We start from the raw sequence: 18,087 nt of genomic DNA, 5'->3' as shown, positions 1-18,087 counted from the left end.
CTTCCCAGCCCCCCCCGGAAAGCCCGGTTTTCCAGCCATTTCGCGTCGTAGTAAAAATGACACGCCGGCGCCTTTTTCACCCCGCGCCGCGCCAGACGGCGAAATCGCTTTTGCGCGGCGGGAAATATCTGCCTCCGCTGCATTGCAGCGCTTTCATTGCCGGCGCGATGATTCTATATATCGGCCGCGCAAGGCGGGCGAAGGCGCCGTTTTGGCGGAGGAAAACGAGTAAAAAGGCAAGATTGATGACAGCCACACGGACGGAAACCGATACATTTGGACCCATTGAAGTTCAGGCCGATCGCTATTGGGGCGCGCAGGCGCAGCGCTCGCTCGGCAACTTCAAGATCGGCTGGGAAAAGCAGCCCGCCTCTGTCGTTCGCGCGCTCGGCATCGTCAAGCAGGCCGCAGCCCGCGCCAACATGGCGCTGGCTGGTCTCGACCCCAAGGTCGGCGACGCCATCATCGCCGCCGCGCAGGAAGTCATCGACGGCAAGCTGACCGAGCATTTCCCGCTCGTCGTCTGGCAGACCGGTTCCGGCACCCAGTCCAACATGAATGCCAATGAGGTGATTTCCAACCGCGCAATCGAGATGCTCGGCGGCGAAATGGGCACCAAGAAGCCGGTTCACCCGAACGACCACGTCAATATGAGCCAGTCCTCGAACGACACCTATCCGACGGCGATGCACATCGCCTGCGTGGAAGAGATCGTTCATCACCTGTTGCCGAGCCTCAAGCACCTGCACAAGGCGCTGGAAGCCAAGGTCAAGCAGTTCGAGAAGATCATCAAGATCGGCCGCACCCACACGCAGGATGCAACGCCGCTGACGCTCGGCCAGGAATTCTCCGGCTACGCCGCGCAGGTCGCCTCCGCCATCGCCAATATCGAGACCACCCTGCCAGCGCTCTCCAAGCTCGCCCAGGGCGGCACCGCCGTCGGCACGGGCCTCAACGCTCCCATCGGCTTCGCCGAAAAGGTCGCCGAGGAAATCTCCAAGATCACCGGCCTGCCCTTCGTGACCGCGCCGAACAAGTTCGAGGCGCTCGCCTCGCACGATTCCATGGTCTTCTCGCATGGCGCGATCAATGCGGCCGCTGCTGCGCTGTTCAAGATCGCCAACGACATCCGCTTCCTCGGCTCCGGCCCGCGCGCCGGCCTCGGCGAATTGTCGCTGCCGGAAAACGAGCCTGGCTCGTCGATCATGCCGGGCAAGGTCAACCCCACCCAGTCGGAAGCGCTGACGCAGGTCTGCGCCCACATCTTCGGCAACAATGCAGCGCTGTCCTTCGCCGGTTCGCAGGGCCATTTCGAGCTCAACGTCTATAACCCGATGATGGCCTACAACTTCCTGCAGTCGGTCCAGCTTCTGGGCGATGCGGCCGTCTCCTTCACCGACAATTGCGTCGTCGGCATCGAGGCCCGCGAAGACAACATCAAAAAGGGCGTCGAGAACTCGCTGATGCTGGTGACGGCGCTGAACAGCAAGCTCGGCTACGACATCTGCGCCAAGATCGCCAAGACCGCGCACAAGAACGGCACGACGCTGCGCGACGAGGCCGTTGGCGGCGGATACCTCACCAACGAGGAATTCGACCAGTATGTGCGTCCGGAAAACATGATCGGGCCGAAGTAAGCGGTTTGAATTTTGATGGAATTGGAAACGGGCCTTCGGGCCCGTTTTTGCTTTGGGCACGAGAAGTGACGGCACAAGCCGAAACTGATCCAATATCCACTTTGGCGAGGTGAGTTATCGGGCGATTCTTAGGTGATGATTTTCGATTGCGGTGTTAAAACATGCGCCTCAGCGGTAGGGCTGATACTCAACTAAGCTTCAATCTGAGCGGGGACTACATTGAGATATACGGGAATTATCCTGAGCCTCGTACTGGCTCTGGCGTCGTGTAATACACTTTCACCCTACAATACCCCAGAAATACGCCGCGTCATCTCGGCCGGGAGCGCATTGGGCAAGTGCTTGGAACGGACCACAAAAGCATATCTCGTTTCAAACAAAAATCCGCAAAAAGTCGCCTCAATGCTCGATAACGCATGCATCGCGGAACGAAAGGCCGAGATGGATGCCAAGCGCGCGGCTGGTATTCCGATAGATTATTTCGATTATGGAAAAGGGCGACACGAAGTCTCATTATATTGGGCAACCCACACGTCGCTTAGAGCAGAATAAGAATACGCGATCAACAGCTATCAACCTCCGTATAGCAGTCAACACCTGGAGCTGATGGCGACAAACTTTACTACGCAAAGATCGGTATACCGCGCCGTGGCTGGATGCCGGATCAAGTTCGTCATGACGGAAGAGAGTTATTCGATTTCCACAATAAAAAAGGGCCGCTGTCGCGGCCCTCTTCATCTCCTTCAAACCGTCAAACCAGCCGGCTCTGCTCCACCGCCGCTTCCACGAAGCTGGCGAAAAGCGGATGCGGATCAAGCGGGCGGCTCTTCAGTTCCGGGTGATACTGAACGCCGATGAACCACGGGTGGTCGGGATATTCCACCGTTTCCGGCAGGACACCATCCGGAGACATGCCCGAGAACACCAGGCCGCATTCTTCCAGCCGGTCCTTGTAGTCCACATTCACCTCATAGCGGTGACGGTGGCGCTCGGAAATATCCGTGGTGCCATAGATTTCGGCGATCTTGGTGTCTTTCTTCAGCGCCGCCTTGTAGGCGCCAAGACGCATCGTGCCGCCGAGATCACCCTTGGAGGAGCGCTTCTCCAGCTCGTTACCCTTCACCCATTCGGTCATCAGGCCAACAACCGGCTCGGACGTCGGGCCGAATTCGGTGGAGGAGGCATTTTCGATGCCGGCAAGGTGACGGGCCGCTTCCACGACCGCCATCTGCATGCCGAAGCAGATACCGAAATAGGGCACGTTGCGCTCACGCGCGAACTGCGCCGCCATGATCTTGCCTTCCGAACCGCGCTCGCCGAAGCCGCCCGGCACCAGAATGCCGTTGACCTTTTCGAGATAGGGCGTCGGGTCTTCCTTTTCGAAAACCTCGGACTCGATCCACTCCAGCTTGACCTTGACGCGGTTGGCGAAGCCACCGTGATGCAGCGCCTCGATCAGCGACTTATAGGCATCCTTGAGGCCGGTATATTTGCCGACGATAGCAATCGTCACTTCGCCTTCCGGCGTGCGAATGCGGTTGCAGACCTCTTCCCAGGGCTCCAGACGCGGCTTGGGCGCCGGCTCGATGCCGAAAGCGGCCAGCACTTCCGAATCGAGACCTTCCTTGTGGTAGGCAATCGGAACGTCATAGATATTCGCCACATCCAGCGCCTGGATGACGGCGGACGGACGCACGTTGCAGAACAGCGAAAGCTTGCGGCGTTCCGCTTCCGGGATTTCCCGGTCGGCGCGCACCAGCAGGATGTCGGGATGAATGCCGAGCGCCTGCAGTTCCTTGACGGAATGCTGGGTCGGCTTGGTCTTCAGCTCGCCGGCTGCCGGAATATAGGGCATCAGCGTCAGGTGAAGATAGATCGCCGTGCCGCGCGGCAGGTCGTTGCCGAGCTGACGGATCGCTTCCATGAACGGCATCGCCTCGATGTCACCCACCGTGCCGCCGATCTCGCAGATGACGAAGTCGTAATCGTCATTGCCTTCGATCACGAAATCCTTGATCTCGTTGGTGACATGCGGAATGACCTGAACGGTTGCGCCGAGATAATCGCCGCGCCGTTCCTTGTCGATGATGTTCTTATATATGCGACCGGTGGTGATGTTGTCGGTCTTGGTGGCCGAACGCCCCGTGAAGCGCTCGTAGTGACCAAGGTCGAGGTCCGTCTCGGCACCGTCATCCGTCACGAACACTTCGCCGTGCTGTGTCGGGCTCATGGTGCCGGGATCGACGTTCAGATAGGGGTCGAGTTTACGAAGCCGCACCCGATAACCACGGGATTGCAACAAAGCTCCGAGTGCTGCCGCGGCGATGCCCTTGCCTAGAGAGGAGACCACGCCGCCTGTGATGAATACATATCGCGCCATGGGATTCACCGGATACCTTTTTACCTCTGATTCCGCCAGCCCAAATTTCATGCTGTTGCAAATTCGCTGTTGACGAATTCACAATTCAACTGGCCGGAATGCGAACAAAAGAAAACCGGCAGGCTTTTGGCCTGCCGGAGCGTTAAATCAGAACCGGGCTTATTGACCGGTCGGAACTGCGTTCGGATCGGCGGGCTGCGCCGGGGCCGGAGCGGCCGTGCCGGAAGCGGCCGGAGCCGGGGTCGTCTGAGCCGGTGCGGCTGCACCATTATTGGTCGGAACGCCATTTTCAGCCGGAGCCGGAGCGGGCGTCGAAGGCGTCGTCGCCGGGCCGAGCGTATCGAGAATGCCGTTACCCTGGCCCTGCGTGGCCGGAATACGGTTCAGAATATCGGTCGGGCGCGATTCGTAACGCGTCAGGAGACCGAGGCCGAGCGAGGTCGCGAAGAACAGCGCGGCAAGGATCGCCGTGGTGCGCGTCAGCGCATTGGCCGTTCCGCGCGCGGACATGAAGCCCGAACCGCCGCCGATACCGAGGCCGCCGCCTTCGGAGCGCTGGATCAGGACCACGCCGACAAGCGCCAGCACGATCATGAGGTGAATAACAATCAAAACGGTCTGCATGACAATCCATTCCATGCCCCGCGCGGAGCACTACAAAGAAGGTTTCGCGGCTCTTTACATGAGGCGAAGGCTTATTCCAAGCCCCTTTCCCGCCATCTGTAACAGGAAAACCTGTCTCAGGCCGTCAGTTGCTCGTATGCCGCATAGATGGACAGGAAGTCTGAGGCTTTCAAGCTCGCGCCGCCGATCAGCGCCCCGTCGACATTTTCTACGCCCATCAGTTCCAGCGCATTGGCGGGCTTCACAGAGCCGCCATAAAGGATGCGCATGGTCTTGCCGGCCTCACCGAAGCGCTTGGAGAGTTCGTCGCGCATGAAGGCGTGGGCCTCGCGCACATCGTCCACGGTGGGTGTCAGACCCGTGCCGATTGCCCAGACAGGCTCATAGGCGATGACGGTGTTTTCAGCCGTCGCTTCATCCGGCAGGGAGCCGGCAAGCTGGCGCTTGAGGATGTCGAGCGTCTGGCCCGCCTTGCGCTCATCCGCGGTTTCGCCGATGCAGACGATGGCGATGAGATCGGCCTGATGGGCGGCCACGGCCTTGGCGCGCACCAGATGATCCGTCTCTGCATGGTCGGTACGGCGCTCGGAATGGCCAACGATGACATGGGTGCCGAAGCAGTCGGCGATCATCTCGGCGGAAATATCGCCGGTATGTGCGCCAGATGCATTCTGATGGCAATCCTGTCCGCCGATCATCAGCGGGCTGTCGTCGCACAGCGCCGTTGCTACATAAAGCAGCGTCGAGGGTGGGCAGATCAGCGCATCCACCTTCTCGGACAGCGCGCCCTTGACGCCCTCTGCCATGGCCTTGATCTGATCGAGCGAGGCACGGGTGCCGTTCATCTTCCAGTTTCCGGCAACAAGCGGTCGAACATTCGGCGTCATGCGTATCCCATTCCCTTTGTCTTGAGGCCGCCTGTGGCGGCGCCCCTTCCCTCAGCCGTATCACGGCCCATAATCGCGACAGAAACACTGCCGGAAATCCCGGGATATTCCTTTAAACGGCCCCGGCAATAAATGGTACAAAAAAGCGGCCCGAAGGTTCAAAACGACGGCCAATTTCTAAAAATTTGCCGTTGCTGACCCAAATCAGGGCCTCAGCGGCTCAAAATCCAGTTCAAAACCGCCCGCCAGTCGGTCATGCGCACCGGTGTGCCATGGCTGCCGGTCTCATAGCGCGTGAACCGCGCCGGCTCGCCAGCCTTCAGCAAGGAGCGGAAGATCGTCGCCTGCTGATCGGCCGAATAGACCTTGTCGGCGCTGCCATGGGTGAACCAGACCGGCTTCTTCGCCCTGGCAAAGACGCTTTTCGGAAAATCCGGATCGACCGCACCGCCGAGGATCGCCATGCCCTTGAGATTGGCGACGGCTGCCTTGTCGCGGCTGATGCCGTAGCAGATGAAACTGCCCATGGAGGCACAGGTCAAAATGACAGGCTTGCCGCCCGATTTTTTGGCCGCATCGGCAATCAGCGCCGCGATATCGGCAACGCCGTTCTCATCGAAGGAGCGCACGCTCGGCGCATAATAGGTGCCGCCATTGGCGACGGCCAGATTTTTCAGCCGGTTGAAATTGCCGCCGAACGTATAGTCGTTCATGCCGAGCCGCCGGTCGCCGCCGCGCCCGTGGATGAAGATGACCGTGAAGGCCTGCCCGCTCGCCGGCCCGACGCGGCCGACCTCAAGCGCCCTGCCCTCAACGGAAACGGTCTCCAGCGCCTGCGCCTTCTTCGGCGTCATATCGACATATTGCCGTTTCACCCGCCGCTCCGGCACCTCGTCGCGACCGTTGATATCGCGCATCTCCTGATAATCGATCACCTCGGAAGCGCCGCCATCGGCCGTGGAAAGCACCGTCTGGGCGGAAAACAGCTCATCCTTGAAGGGACGCAGCGGCCCGTCGGAGGCGAAGGCTGCAACCGGCATGGCCGCAACAGTCAGGCTGAAAAGAGTACAAAACGTGAAATGAGCTGTGGACATGCCTTGGCTAACCGTTCATTCGTGGCTGCGAGACTTGCCATTGCAACCTCGCCAGCGCAATCCTCCTGTTGCGAAACCCTGACACAATCGTGGCATAGGATGCGCCGCGTTTGCCAGACGGATCCACTTCAAATCGGACGGGAACCGCGTTTGGCGTTATGATTGACGCTACTGGCATAATGATTCGCATGGCGAAATTCTGACACACGCTTTTGAACTTTGGACATGATGGACGACAGCAACGATCTCTTCTCCGGTCTTCCGGCAGCACGAAACAGCGATACGGAAACGAGCGAGGATACCGCAAAGACGCCGGTGACCGCGGCCGCCAACGTGCCCGCGAACGCGAATGTGCAGCCGAAACCCGCAGCCGTTGCGACCGTCACCCCGCCTGCCCCGCCCGCGCCCGTGTCTCCTTCTGGTGACGACTACGGCGCCTCTTCGATCCGCGTGCTCGAAGGGCTGGAGCCGGTGCGCATGCGCCCAGGCATGTATATTGGCGGCACCGATGAGAAGGCGCTGCACCATCTCTTCGCCGAAGTCATCGACAACTCCATGGACGAGGCCGTCGCCGGCCACGCCAATTTCATCGAGGTTCATCTCGACGCCGAAGGTTTCCTGACGGTCACCGACAATGGCCGCGGCATTCCGGTGGAAAACCACCCGCAGGTTCCGGGAAAATCCACGCTCGAAGTCATCATGACCAAGCTGCATGCCGGCGGCAAGTTCGACGGCAAGGCCTATGAGACATCGGGCGGCCTGCACGGCGTCGGTGTTTCCGTGGTCAATGCGCTCTCCGATCTTCTCGAAGTGGAAGTGGCCCGTAACCGCAAGCTTTACCGCCAGCGTTTCTCGCGCGGCCTGCCCATCGGTCCGCTGGAAGAGCTTGGCGACGTGCACAATCGCCGCGGCACCCGCGTGCGTTTCCATCCCGATCCGCAGATCTTCGGCGACCACGCGAAGTTCGAGCCGGCCCGCATCTTCCGCATGGCCCGCTCCAAGGCCTATCTCTTCGGCGGTGTCGAAATCCGCTGGAGCTGCGATCCCGGCATGGTGCCGGCCGGCGGCGAAATCCCCGAAAAGGCCGTGTTCCATTTCCCCGGCGGCCTAAAGGATTATCTTGCCGCCACGCTCGGCAAGGAATTCACCGTCACCCGCGAGATTTTCTCCGGCCGCACGGAAAAGACCGGCGGCCACGGCGCGCTGGAATGGGCCGTCACCTGGTATGGCGGCGACACGCAGATCCATTCCTATTGCAACACCATTCCGACGCCCGAAGGCGGCACGCATGAGGCGGGCCTGCGTATCGCTCTCACCAAGGGCCTCAAGAATTATGCCGACCTGACGCAGAACAAGCGCGCCAAGGACATCACCACCGATGACGTGATGATCTCGGCCGCCGGCATGCTTTCCGTCTTCATCCGCGAGCCGGAATTCGTCGGCCAGACCAAGGACAAGCTCGCCACCGTCGAGGCCCAGCGCATCGTCGAAAACGCGCTGCGCGATCCCTTCGACCACTACCTCGCCGGCAATCCGGGCGAAGCGGCGAAGCTGCTCGACTGGGTGATCGAGCGCGCCGAAGAGCGCCTGCGCCGCCGCAAGGAAAAGGAAGTCAACCGCAAGACCGCCGTGCGCAAGCTGCGCCTGCCCGGCAAGCTGGCGGATTGCGCCCAGAACACCGCAGAAGGCGCTGAGCTTTTCATCGTCGAGGGCGACTCGGCCGGCGGCTCGGCCAAGCAGGCGCGCAACCGCGCCAATCAGGCCATCCTGCCGCTGCGCGGCAAGATTCTCAACGTCGGCAGTGCCAGCCGCGAAAAGCTCTCCGCCAACCAGCAGATCGCCGATCTCATTCAGGCGCTCGGCTGCGGCACGCGCACCAAATACCGCGAAGAGGATCTGCGGTATGAGCGCATCATCATCATGACCGATGCCGATGTCGACGGCGCCCATATCGCCTCGCTACTCATCACCTTCTTTTACCAGGAAATGCCGGAACTCATTCGCGGCAACCATCTCTATCTGGCCGTGCCGCCGCTTTATGTCATCCGTCAGGGTGCCAAGAGCGCCTATGCCCGCGACGACGCGCACCGCGCCGAGCTGATGGAAACCGTCTTCAAGGGCAAGAAGGTCGAAATCGGCCGCTTCAAAGGCCTCGGCGAAATGATGGCCCAGCAGCTGAAGGAAACCACCATGGATCCCGAAAAGCGAACCCTGCTGCGCGTCGAGATCGACGATGTGGATTTCGAAGGCACCCGCGAGGCCGTCGACAATCTGATGGGCACCAAGGCCGATGCGCGCTTCCGTTTCATTCAGGAACGGGCGGCATTCGCGGATAATCTGGATATCTGATCATCCGGATGGGTTTTGGGACGGCTCGCCCAGCTGCCGTCAGATTGCGGAGAAAGTACGGAACGCTCTCTTCCGTCATGCTCGGGCCTGTCCCGAGCATCTGCAACGTCTCGATTTAATTGGACGCGATTAGATCCTTGGGACAAGCCCAAGGATGACGTCGCGTATGAGGGCAGGTTGCGATCCCCTCAATGGGCCTCGTATTAGCTATGTCGATGGGGCGCGGAATATCATGCGGATAGTGCTGACGGGCAGTTCCGGTCGGGTCGGCCGCGCGATTTTCAGCGCCTTTGCCGGCAGGCACGATGTCACCAGTATGGATCGCTCCCCCTTTTCCACCACCCATATCGTCGGCGATTTCGCGAACGAAGCGCTCCTGTGGGCGCCAATATCAGCAGGAAATCCGAATAAGCGTCCGGCGTTATGCCGCAACATCCTCACGAACGGCCAGAATGCGATCGATCAGGCCCCATTCCAGAGCTTGCTCCGCCGTCATGAAAAAATCCCGGTCCATGGCCGCTTCGAATTTTTCATAACTGCGTTTGCAATGTTCGGAATAAAGCCGCGTCATGCGGTGCTTGGTCTGCTGCATCTCTTCGGCATGGATCAGCATATCGGACGCCTGCCCCTGAAAACCGCCCAGCGGTTGATGAATGTGGATGCTGGCATTGGGAAGGGCGCTCCGCTCGCCCGGTTCACCCGCCATCAGCAGAAACGATCCCATGGAGCGGGCCGTTCCCATGCAGAGCGTATGAACGGGTGCGCGGATGTAATGCATGGTGTCATACATGGCGAGACCGCTGGTCACCACACCGCCCGGCGAATTGATATAGAGATGGATCGGTTTCTTCGGGTTTTCCGCCTCGAGAAACAGCAATTGCGCGCAGACCAGCGCCGAAACCGCATCGTTCACCTCACCGTTGAGGAAGATGATCCTTTCCCGCAACAGCCGGGAATAAATATCGAAAGACCTTTCTCCCCTCGAAGATTGTTCGACTACCATAGGGACGAGTTGCATCGCTTCGCGCATCGGCGAACTCCTGTCATTGAAATGTCGGGGAACGTTCCGGATCAGGCGGCGAGCTTGATCGGCGAACCGTTGTGGTTTGCGGCGGCCTTTATCATCCGGCCGGTATTGACGGGCAGGTCGTGAATGATGCGCAGGCTGGTGCCGCCATGGGCATTCGCCGCGATCCTGAAGGTGACGGTGCTTTCCAGAAATGGCGGATTATCCTCACGCAGCCGGTAGCGCACCTCCTCGCCGGGCTTGATATCGATTGCGTCAGGTTCCGCCAAGGCCTCCTTCGGCAGCCAGTTTTCACGAAACGCCGGAATGCTGATGGCGCGCCAGACCTTTTGCGGCGGCTCGTCCAGATCATATTCAAGCTCGATGCCGTTTTTCGGCGCTTCCGGTGTCTGCCTGTTCATTGGTCCATATCCTTCAGCAGGAGTTTGAGAGCCTCAATGCGCTGCGGCCAGTAGGCGCGATATTTGCCGAGCCAGGCCGCAATGCGCGTCAGCCCGTCCGGATCCACTTCATAATTGACGAAACGGCCCTGCCGCTTCTCGACCACCAGCCCCGCCCCGCGCAACACTGAAAGATGCTGCGACATGGCCGGCTGGCTGATCTCGATCCCCTCACGCAGGGCGGAAGCGTTCATGGCGCCATCCGCCAGCTTTTCGAAAATGGCGCGTCGCGTCGGATCGGCCAGCGCCCGGAAAATATCGTTCTCTGTCATGACAACACATAAGCACACACTTATGTGATTCACAAGCCCTTTCGGCGCGTAGAAAACGCGCCTTTTTCACGCCGAAGGCACGAGGTGCGGTGAACGCTTTATCCCCTCGCGCGTTTTCATCCCGCCTGATACTCTTCGGGCCGGGAGCGATCAAAACAAGTGACTGCATTTACGGTCTTCATCGTCATTCTTCTTATGGTCATCGGGCCGAGCCTGTTTGTCGTCATCGGCAAGCAGCGGGAAAAGGCCATTCCCAAGCGCCCCTCCACCGCCCTGCCCCTTGCCGAAGACGCGACGACGCTGGACCGGCACTGGCAATCGATAAGAAACGGCTGGAACGAGAAAAATGCGCTCTGCCTGCTGCATTCCAACCTCGATGCCTTTGCGGTGCGCGTGGCGGCGGCGCGTGCCGCCGGGCGCAGCCTCGATCTCATGTATTACATGTGGAATGCCGACCTGACCGGACGGCTGATGATGCGCGAAGTCATCGCCGCAGCCGATCGCGGCGTGCGGGTGCGCCTGCTGCTCGACGATCTCGGCGTCTCCATCTCCGACCGCATCTTCCACGCCATCGACAGCCATCCGAATATCGAGTTGCGACTGTTCAACCCCACCCGGGCGCGGGAAAACATCCTGCATCGCAGCATCGAGCTGGTGCTGCGCTTCCGAAGCGTCAACCGGCGCATGCACAACAAGGCCTGGATTGCCGACGGGCGGGCCGTGATCGTCGGTGGGCGCAACATTGGCGACGCCTATTTCGACGCCGCCGAGCGGGCGAATTTCCACGATTTCGATATTCTCGGTTTCGGCAACATCGTCGCCGACGCCACCGAAATCTTCGACGATTACTGGAACAGCGCCGTTTCCGTGCCGGTGCGGTCGCTGCTGGCAAGACGGCCAAACAAACTCGCCAGATTGCGCCGCGAACTGGATGCCCTGCCGAAAAGCGAGGCTGCCAAACCCTATCTGGAGCGGATCGAAAGCCAATATGACCGCGACCATTTCCTGATGTCGGACCGCCTGCACTGGGTCGAGGCGGCGGATATCCTTGCCGACCCGCCGGAAAAGGCGGCTGGCAAACGCCGCAAGGGTCATAACTTCCTGATGGAGAGCCTGCTGCCGCTGATGCAGGCCGCAAGCGACAGCCTGCACATCACCTCCCCCTATTTCATTCCCGGAAAACAGGGTGTGGGGATATTTCTACAGCTCGCAGAAAACGGCGTGTCGGTCGCCATCCTCACCAATTCACTGGCCGCGACAGATGTGGCCGCCGTCCATGCCGGTTATGCCCGCTACCGAAAACCGCTTCTCTCGGGCGGGGTGCGCCTGCACGAGCTGCGCGCGCAGGCCGATCAGTCCAACTTCACCCTGCGCGGCTCGGGACAGGCGAGCCTGCACACCAAGGCTTTCACCCGCGATGGCAGGACCGGCTATATCGGCTCGCTCAATTTCGATCCACGCTCCGCCTCACTCAATACGGAAATGGGCGTCGTCTTCAACTCGGCGCCGTTGGTTGCCTGTATGGACGAGATATTTGCCGGCGAAATCCGCCGCAGTATGAGCTTCGAGCTGGAAATCGACAAAGGCAGGCACATTGTCTGGATGACGGAAGAACAGGGGCGCACGAAAACCTACCGGCGCGAACCCGACGCCGCCATCAGCCGCCGCATCGTCGCCGGCATCATGCGCTTCCTGCCGTTTGAATCGCAGCTTTAACGGGGGAAAGCCTAAGCTCAGGCCGCCGGCCTTACCCCCGCTTTCGCCAGCTGTATCTGCACCAGCGTATCGAGGTTCTGGTTGACCCGGCAATAAAACTCCTCGTCGATGAAGGGGCGCAGCATGAAATCATTGCCGCCCGCCTTCAGGAACCGCGCCGAAAGCAGCCGGTTGGTGGAGGAGGACACCCCGATGATGCGCAGCTCATGCGACCCGCGCACGGTGCGGATGCGCCGCGTCAGTTCGAAGCCGTCAATATCGGGCATGTTGTAATCGGTCACCACGAGGCCGATATCGGGGTTGGCCTTCAGGATATCGAGCGCCTTCGCACCGCTATCCGCCAGGCTGACGCGGAAATTATAACGCTTGAGGCGGCTCGAAAGCAGCGCCCTCGCCGTCGGGCTGTCATCGACGATCAGCACATGATGGCGATGATTGGTGAGGAAGCGACAGACGGATTCCGTCAGCATATCCACGGCGAAAATATTGTCCTTAAGGATATAATCAACCACATCCTTGGCGATCAGCGTTTCGCGCGTCCCCTCGTGAAAGGTGCTGGTGAAAACGATGGTCGGGATCGAAAGATCGATCAGATATTCCAGCGCCTCGCCCTTTTCCGCCCCCGGCAGGTTGATGTTGGAAATGGCCAGCGTCACCGGTTCGGGAGAATGTTCGTAACAGGCCTGCAATTCCTCGAAATTGCGGCACACTTCCACGGTAACGCCCAGCAGCTCCTTCAGGCGCATGCTCACCATCTGGGTGAATACATTGGTATCTTCCGCCAGCAAGATGCGGCTGTTGGTAAAAGGCACGCCAGAATATTGCATGCCCGTAATGCCTAGAAAATTCATTCTGCCCCGATCCCCCATCGTATGTCAGGGAAAGATAGCAGGCTCATTTTTCAGAATCATTAATAACACTTTTGCCGGAAAAGCAGTTGAGCACATGCTTACCTAAACGGAAATACGGCCCACGAGGGGCCGTATTCCAACTTTGGGAGGGGATTGGATCTTACACGCGCAGAAGCGCATTGTCGGTGTCGAACGGGCTCTCTTCCACCACTTCGGCATCATAGGACGTACCGAGAATGCGGATTTTGAGCTTGGTGCCCACGGCTGCATAGTCCGGCTTGAGCATGGCAAGTGCGATGGATTTGCCCATACGCCAGCCGAAACCGCCGCTTGTCACACGGCCGGCAAGCGCACCGTTTTCATCGACGATCGCTTCCGAACCGCGCGCATCGACATCCGTATTGCCTGACACGGTGAGCGTCGAGAACACCCATCTCGCGCCGCCTTCCTTGTAAGCAACCAGCGCATCGCGGCCGATGAAGGATTTTTCCGGGCGCACGAAGCGGTCGAGACCCGATTCATAGGCGTTATATTCGACCGACAGTTCACGTCCCATGTTGCGATAGGATTTTTCGAGCGACATGGAGACCATGGCGCGGATACCGAAGGGCTTGATGCCGAATTCGGCGCCCGCTTCCATCAGCCGGTCGAAGATGTAATTCTGCATCTCGATCGGGTGGTGCAGTTCCCAGCCAAGTTCGCCCACGAAGTTGACGCGCAACGCATGCGCCGTCGCCACGCCGACGGAAATCTGCTTGCCGGTGAGCCAGGGGAAATCCTTGTTCTCAAGGCTCGTGCGGGTCAGCTTCTTCAGGAGATCGCGCGACTTCGGACCGGCCAGAACCAGCACGCCGTATTTCTGCGTGATCGGCTGCAGCACCACGGAACCGTCTGTGGGCGCAAGGCGGCGCAGAACGTCATGATCATGCGCCTCGAGACCACCGGCCGAAACCATGTAGAAGCGGCCCGGCGCCCATTCATAAACCGTGAATTCCGCCTTCACGCCGCCATTCGGCGTCAGAAGATGGGTGAGCGCGATACGGCCGCGCTTCTTCGGCACGATGTTGGCGAGAATGCTGTCGAGCCATGCCCGCGCGCCGGGACCGGACACTTCCATCTTGGCGAAGGCCGACATATCGAGCACGCCGACATTCTGATGAACATTCTTCACCTCGTTGCCGACATGTTCGAAATAATTCGAACGGCGGAACGACCATTTCTCGACGATACGGCCGTCATCCAGAGCCGGCGCATGGTTGTGGCTGGTGATGACATCCGCACCGACGCCGAGATCTTCTTCGCGCAGCGCATAACCTTCCGGCGCATACCAGTTGGCACGCTCCCAGCCATAGACCGAGCCGAACACGCCGCCGAGCTTCTTCAGGCGATCATAAACCGGCGTCGTCTTCAGCGGGCGGGCGGCGGAGCGCTCTTCGTCCGGGTAATGCATGGTGAAGACGTTGGCATAGGCTTCCTCGTTCTTGGCGATGAGGTAACCTTCCGTCGCGTAAGGGCCGAAGCGGCGCGGATCGACACCCATCAGGTCGAGCGTCGGCTCGCCATCGACGATCCATTCGGCCAGTTGCCAGCCGGCACCGCCGGCAGCGGTGATGCCGAAGGAATGACCTTCGTTCAGCCAGAAATTCTTCAGGCCCGGTGCGGGGCCGACAATCGGGTTGCCGTCGGGCGTATAGGCGATGGCGCCGTTATAAACCTTCTTGATACCCACTTCGCCAAAGGCCGGAACACGCACCATGGCCGTTTCGATATGCGGCATCAGGCGGTCGAGTTCTTCCTGGAACAACTCATATTCGCTGTCGTCGGAGGGACCGTCGACATAACAGACCGGCGCGCCGACTTCATAAGGACCGAGGATCAGGCCGCCCGCTTCCTCGCGCATATACCAGGCGGAGTCGGATTCGCGCAGCACGCCCATTTCAGGCAGGCCCTGGCGGCGACGTTCCTGAATGGCCGGATGCGGCTCGGTGACGATATACTGATGCTCGACCGGGATGACCGGGATGTTGATGCCGACCATCTCGCCGGTCTTGCGGGCAAAGGAGCCCGTGCAGGAGATGATATGCTCGGCGATGATCTCGCCCTTGTCCGTCGTCACCTTCCACTGACCGTCTTCCAGCTGCTCGATGGCGGTGACGGTGGTGTTGCGATAGATGGTCGCCCCGCGATCACGCGCGCCCTTGGCGAGCGCCTGCGTCAGATCGGCGGGCTGGATATAACCGTCATCGGGATGCTGGATGGCACCCAGCAAGCCGTCCGTCTCGCAGAGCGGCCAGATTTCCTTCACCTGCTCCGGCGTCAGCATGTTGACGCGCACGCCGATCGTTTCGGCAATGCCGGCATAATACATATATTCGTCCCAGCGATCCTTGGTGCGGGCGAGACGGATATTCGAAACCTTGGAGAAGCCGACATTCATGCCGGTCTCTTCCTGAAGCTCCTCATAAAACTTCACGGAATATTTGTGAATCTGGCCAACCGAATAGCTCATGTTGAACAGCGGCAAAAGCCCGGCCGCATGCCAGGTGGAACCCGAGGTCAGCTCCTTGCGCTCGATGAGAACGCTGTCGCTCCAGCCCTTCTTGGCAAGATGATAAAGCGTCGAAACGCCAACGACGCCGCCACCGATCACCACCGCCCGTGCATGTGTCTTCATTTACAGAACCCCTGAAAAGCGCCGGCCTTGCCTTATTCCGCCGACATTGGATGGGAGGAATATGAAGCGCTTGCGGGTTGTTCAGCCGCCTGATTGCGACATGGCCATAGGGTGCTGCGACAGGGAAGAAATTGCCGCCATCGAGCTGGGCTTTCGTATTGCCGCCGCCCAGCAGGACGACGAATGAGAGGATGTCGGAAAAATACCTACTATGGCAGCGTCGGGATTTTCAAACCTCATGGCACCCAAAGACCAGCAGACGCCTATTTGGACCACCTGTTCTGAAGCTCCTTCTGCATATCAAGCATTTTAGGCTCATCCAGCTTGAAGTCCTTCAGCATATTATTGCCTGGGATAATGATCGTTTCCTTGAGCACGGGGGCACCCGGCAAGTTATGGATACCGCCGCCGCCCGGTGCCGGTGGTGGAATGGGAATAGGACTCCTGGGACCGGGCGGTGGTGGAGGCTCGCAAGGTGGAATCTCATATCGGCAGTCTATGGCAAATGGGAGGAAGACACCATTGACGGGCTGTGCAAACACCTCTTGCGAATTCATCAAAAATGAAACGGCAAGTCCGAAAAAAATCGAAGCGCTTTTCATTTCCCTGCCTCCGTTGAGGTCGCACATGCCAGCACGGTGCCTTTTACTTTTTTATCAGCGGAGGCTTTCGCCAGATCGTCCCTCCAAGCAGGCGTGCTGCCACGCATACCCAGTGAAACGGAATTGAACCCGATAACTAGTGGCCGCGCAAAACGACGATCAGAAAATAGGCCCGAACTATTGGCGCTGCGGATGGCGTTTTCAGCCGCAAGCCTGTCCTTTATGGCGGCCTCTGCCGGAACGTCTTTGGGCGGTTCCGTGGCCGATGACGTCACAGCGTCCTGCAATTTCTCCATGTCGGGCTGACGGCTGGCCAGATTGGCTTCGATCAGCCGACCACGCCCGTTGGTGACCTTCACACCGCGCGTCAGGAATGCCTGGCGCACCACAAGCAGCCGGATGTCATAGATGTAGCGCAGACCGCAATCTTTGGTTTCCGCACTTCTCAAAATGTCGCGGCCGAGAATATAGGACAGCTTCTCCCGCAGATATTCATCGTTACAAAGAAGCTGCGTCTTCTCGCCGGCACAAAACTGAATCAATGCGTATTGAGCGTGAAAAGGATTGATGGCGTAGGTCTGGACGTTCTGCAGCTCGATTTCCTCGACATCAGCACGCGCGCCACCGAAACCGATAGTGTTCCAGAGGCCGGCCATGCCTTCCCTTCGCTCGATCTTGATAACCGGGAAGAGCACATCCTTCACCTCAAGACCCGAGGTCGTGCCATTATTCTGGACTTCGCTGCGCGGCTGCGAAAGGGCAAGCTTTTCCTCACCCTGCTGCCAGGTATTGTCACCGAAATAAGGGGCTTCCGATTTCAGGGAAAGATATTGTCGAAGATCCGGTATCTGCGTCACCTTGACGTAGCGGCCAATGAAGGATTCGCTCTGGAGATCGTCCGGCAGCGATTTAAACTTATGGCCTGAATCTACGACTTCGGCGATGATATCGCCGACGTAGATATCCTCCTGGGGCGGATAGACCGGCGTTATGCCGAGCCGTCGGATGGATTCATTCCAGCGTTTGGGCAGGTAATCGTCGGTCACATCCGTCTCACCCATCAGGAAAAACAGACCCGCCGAGCCGATAACGACCCCCGCCGTCAGAAGGGACAGCCGGGCGGCATGGGGCTGCATCCACGCCCAAACCCCCTTCAGCTTCTCACGAAGAGATGTTTTTGCAGGAACCGGGCCCGGAGGCTGGGCAGGCTGGGCAGGCTGGGCAGGCTGGGCAGGCTGGGCAGGCTGGGCAGGCTGGGCAGGCTGGGCAGGCTGGGCAGGCTGGGCATTCTCATCGACTGGATCCGGCATTTGAACCCCGACAGGAAAGAAATAAACTAAATAATAACCATAATATATCAACTTACAGTTTACGTAACAATACAGTCATCGCGGGTATTTCGATTATTTTTTCATGACGGCGGCCGGGCATATCCGACCTCCATCAAAGTAAAAAGCTATCCCGGAAAGTATCCACCATCCACCGCAATGCAGCCGGGTGCGAGACATGGTCGCGCACCCACCGGAACCGATTC

15 protein-coding genes are annotated in these 18,087 nt (G+C 59.4%); 4 read left to right on the top strand and 11 right to left on the bottom strand.

Going from position 1 to position 18,087, the window contains the following annotated elements:
* The first annotated feature begins 245 nt into the window (after nucleotides 1–245).
* Nucleotides 246–1,637 carry a class II fumarate hydratase gene (gene fumC, locus EM858_RS25835; protein ID WP_035223240.1) on the top strand — a complete coding sequence of 464 codons (1,392 nt, stop codon included), beginning with the start codon at nucleotides 246–248 and terminating at the stop codon, nucleotides 1,635–1,637.
* 751 nt (nucleotides 1,638–2,388) lie between these two features.
* Here fumC and EM858_RS25830 read toward each other — a convergent pair.
* From EM858_RS25830 to EM858_RS25815, 4 genes are all read right to left on the bottom strand, one after another.
* Complete coding sequence (locus EM858_RS25830; protein WP_003524803.1) at nucleotides 2,389–4,017, bottom strand: CTP synthase; 1,629 nt, start codon at nucleotides 4,015–4,017, stop codon at nucleotides 2,389–2,391.
* A 159-nt stretch (nucleotides 4,018–4,176) separates the two neighbouring features.
* Nucleotides 4,177–4,641, bottom strand: a complete 465-nt coding sequence (gene secG, locus EM858_RS25825) for a preprotein translocase subunit SecG (RefSeq protein ID WP_059760449.1) — start codon at nucleotides 4,639–4,641, stop codon at nucleotides 4,177–4,179.
* Nucleotides 4,642–4,757: 116 nt separating this feature from the next.
* Nucleotides 4,758–5,528 carry a triose-phosphate isomerase gene (gene tpiA / locus EM858_RS25820; RefSeq protein ID WP_127758429.1) on the bottom strand — a complete coding sequence of 257 codons (771 nt, stop codon included), beginning with the start codon at nucleotides 5,526–5,528 and terminating at the stop codon, nucleotides 4,758–4,760.
* Nucleotides 5,529–5,740: 212 nt separating this feature from the next.
* Complete coding sequence (locus EM858_RS25815; RefSeq protein ID WP_127758428.1) at nucleotides 5,741–6,622, bottom strand: alpha/beta fold hydrolase; 882 nt, start codon at nucleotides 6,620–6,622, stop codon at nucleotides 5,741–5,743.
* A gap of 225 nt (nucleotides 6,623–6,847) precedes the next feature.
* On the opposite strand from EM858_RS25815, the gene parE reads away from it, so the two are divergent.
* The gene (parE, locus tag EM858_RS25810; protein ID WP_127758427.1) at nucleotides 6,848–8,971 is read left to right on the top strand and encodes a DNA topoisomerase IV subunit B; all 2,124 of its coding nucleotides are present in this window, start codon (nucleotides 6,848–6,850) and stop codon (nucleotides 8,969–8,971) included.
* A gap of 421 nt (nucleotides 8,972–9,392) precedes the next feature.
* Here the strand turns inward: parE and EM858_RS25800 are convergent, their stop codons facing one another.
* From EM858_RS25800 to EM858_RS25790, 3 genes are read right to left on the bottom strand one after another with little or no spacing between them, the layout of a single operon-like run.
* On the bottom strand, nucleotides 9,393–10,001 hold the full coding sequence (locus EM858_RS25800) for an ATP-dependent Clp protease proteolytic subunit (protein WP_127758426.1): 609 nt from the start codon (nucleotides 9,999–10,001) through the stop codon (nucleotides 9,393–9,395).
* A gap of 41 nt (nucleotides 10,002–10,042) precedes the next feature.
* Entirely contained in the window at nucleotides 10,043–10,399 is a 357-nt protein-coding gene (locus tag EM858_RS25795) for an SRPBCC domain-containing protein (RefSeq protein ID WP_003524775.1), read from the bottom strand.
* Nucleotides 10,396–10,710, bottom strand: coding sequence for a metalloregulator ArsR/SmtB family transcription factor (locus EM858_RS25790; RefSeq protein ID WP_003524773.1), 315 nt, complete (start codon nucleotides 10,708–10,710; stop codon nucleotides 10,396–10,398). Before EM858_RS25790 ends, EM858_RS25795 begins: the two co-directional genes overlap by 4 nt.
* 159 nt (nucleotides 10,711–10,869) lie before the next feature.
* Here EM858_RS25790 and EM858_RS25785 point away from each other — a divergent pair, with 159 nt between their 5' ends.
* Complete coding sequence (locus EM858_RS25785) at nucleotides 10,870–12,426, top strand: phospholipase D family protein (RefSeq protein WP_127758425.1); 1,557 nt, start codon at nucleotides 10,870–10,872, stop codon at nucleotides 12,424–12,426.
* A gap of 17 nt (nucleotides 12,427–12,443) precedes the next feature.
* Here EM858_RS25785 and EM858_RS25780 read toward each other — a convergent pair whose 3' ends face one another.
* Nucleotides 12,444–13,277: a response regulator gene (locus EM858_RS25780; protein ID WP_120947574.1), complete on the bottom strand. Its 834-nt coding sequence runs from the start codon at nucleotides 13,275–13,277 to the stop codon at nucleotides 12,444–12,446.
* Nucleotides 13,278–13,437: 160 nt separating this feature from the next.
* The gene (locus tag EM858_RS25775; RefSeq protein ID WP_127758424.1) at nucleotides 13,438–15,951 is read right to left on the bottom strand and encodes an FAD-dependent oxidoreductase; all 2,514 of its coding nucleotides are present in this window, start codon (nucleotides 15,949–15,951) and stop codon (nucleotides 13,438–13,440) included.
* Between the two features lie 61 nt (nucleotides 15,952–16,012).
* On the opposite strand from EM858_RS25775, the gene EM858_RS27655 reads away from it, so the two are divergent.
* Entirely contained in the window at nucleotides 16,013–16,138 is a 126-nt protein-coding gene (locus EM858_RS27655; RefSeq protein WP_269314738.1) for a hypothetical protein, read from the top strand.
* A 76-nt stretch (nucleotides 16,139–16,214) separates the two neighbouring features.
* Here EM858_RS27655 and EM858_RS25770 read toward each other — a convergent pair whose 3' ends face one another.
* Nucleotides 16,215–16,553 carry a hypothetical protein gene (locus EM858_RS25770; protein ID WP_080816929.1) on the bottom strand — a complete coding sequence of 113 codons (339 nt, stop codon included), beginning with the start codon at nucleotides 16,551–16,553 and terminating at the stop codon, nucleotides 16,215–16,217.
* The gene (locus EM858_RS25765) at nucleotides 16,550–17,914 is read right to left on the bottom strand and encodes a hypothetical protein (RefSeq protein WP_245483053.1); all 1,365 of its coding nucleotides are present in this window, start codon (nucleotides 17,912–17,914) and stop codon (nucleotides 16,550–16,552) included. Before EM858_RS25765 ends, EM858_RS25770 begins: the two co-directional genes overlap by 4 nt.
* Between the last annotated feature and the right edge of the window lie 173 nt (nucleotides 17,915–18,087).

The organism is Agrobacterium sp. CNPSo 2736 (genome assembly GCF_004005385.1).
Lineage (GTDB): Bacteria > Pseudomonadota > Alphaproteobacteria > Rhizobiales > Rhizobiaceae > Agrobacterium > Agrobacterium leguminum.
Note: the sequence above shows the minus strand (reverse complement) of the source record. Positions and strands in the feature narration are given on the sequence as shown.

Coding starts and splice junctions, on each gene's coding strand:
- parE (WP_127758427.1), top strand. CDS start 6,848: ATGATGGACGACAGCAACGATCTCTTCTCCGGTCTTCCGGCAGCACGA.
- EM858_RS25790 (WP_003524773.1), bottom strand. CDS start 10,710: ATGACAGAGAACGATATTTTCCGGGCGCTGGCCGATCCGACGCGACGC.
- tpiA (WP_127758429.1), bottom strand. CDS start 5,528: ATGACGCCGAATGTTCGACCGCTTGTTGCCGGAAACTGGAAGATGAAC.
- EM858_RS25830 (WP_003524803.1), bottom strand. CDS start 4,017: ATGGCGCGATATGTATTCATCACAGGCGGCGTGGTCTCCTCTCTAGGC.
- EM858_RS25815 (WP_127758428.1), bottom strand. CDS start 6,622: ATGTCCACAGCTCATTTCACGTTTTGTACTCTTTTCAGCCTGACTGTT.
- EM858_RS27655 (WP_269314738.1), top strand. CDS start 16,013: ATGAAGCGCTTGCGGGTTGTTCAGCCGCCTGATTGCGACATGGCCATA.
- secG (WP_059760449.1), bottom strand. CDS start 4,641: ATGCAGACCGTTTTGATTGTTATTCACCTCATGATCGTGCTGGCGCTT.
- EM858_RS25780 (WP_120947574.1), bottom strand. CDS start 13,277: ATGAATTTTCTAGGCATTACGGGCATGCAATATTCTGGCGTGCCTTTT.
- EM858_RS25800 (WP_127758426.1), bottom strand. CDS start 10,001: ATGCGCGAAGCGATGCAACTCGTCCCTATGGTAGTCGAACAATCTTCG.
- fumC (WP_035223240.1), top strand. CDS start 246: ATGACAGCCACACGGACGGAAACCGATACATTTGGACCCATTGAAGTT.
- EM858_RS25795 (WP_003524775.1), bottom strand. CDS start 10,399: ATGAACAGGCAGACACCGGAAGCGCCGAAAAACGGCATCGAGCTTGAA.
- EM858_RS25775 (WP_127758424.1), bottom strand. CDS start 15,951: ATGAAGACACATGCACGGGCGGTGGTGATCGGTGGCGGCGTCGTTGGC.
- EM858_RS25770 (WP_080816929.1), bottom strand. CDS start 16,553: ATGAAAAGCGCTTCGATTTTTTTCGGACTTGCCGTTTCATTTTTGATG.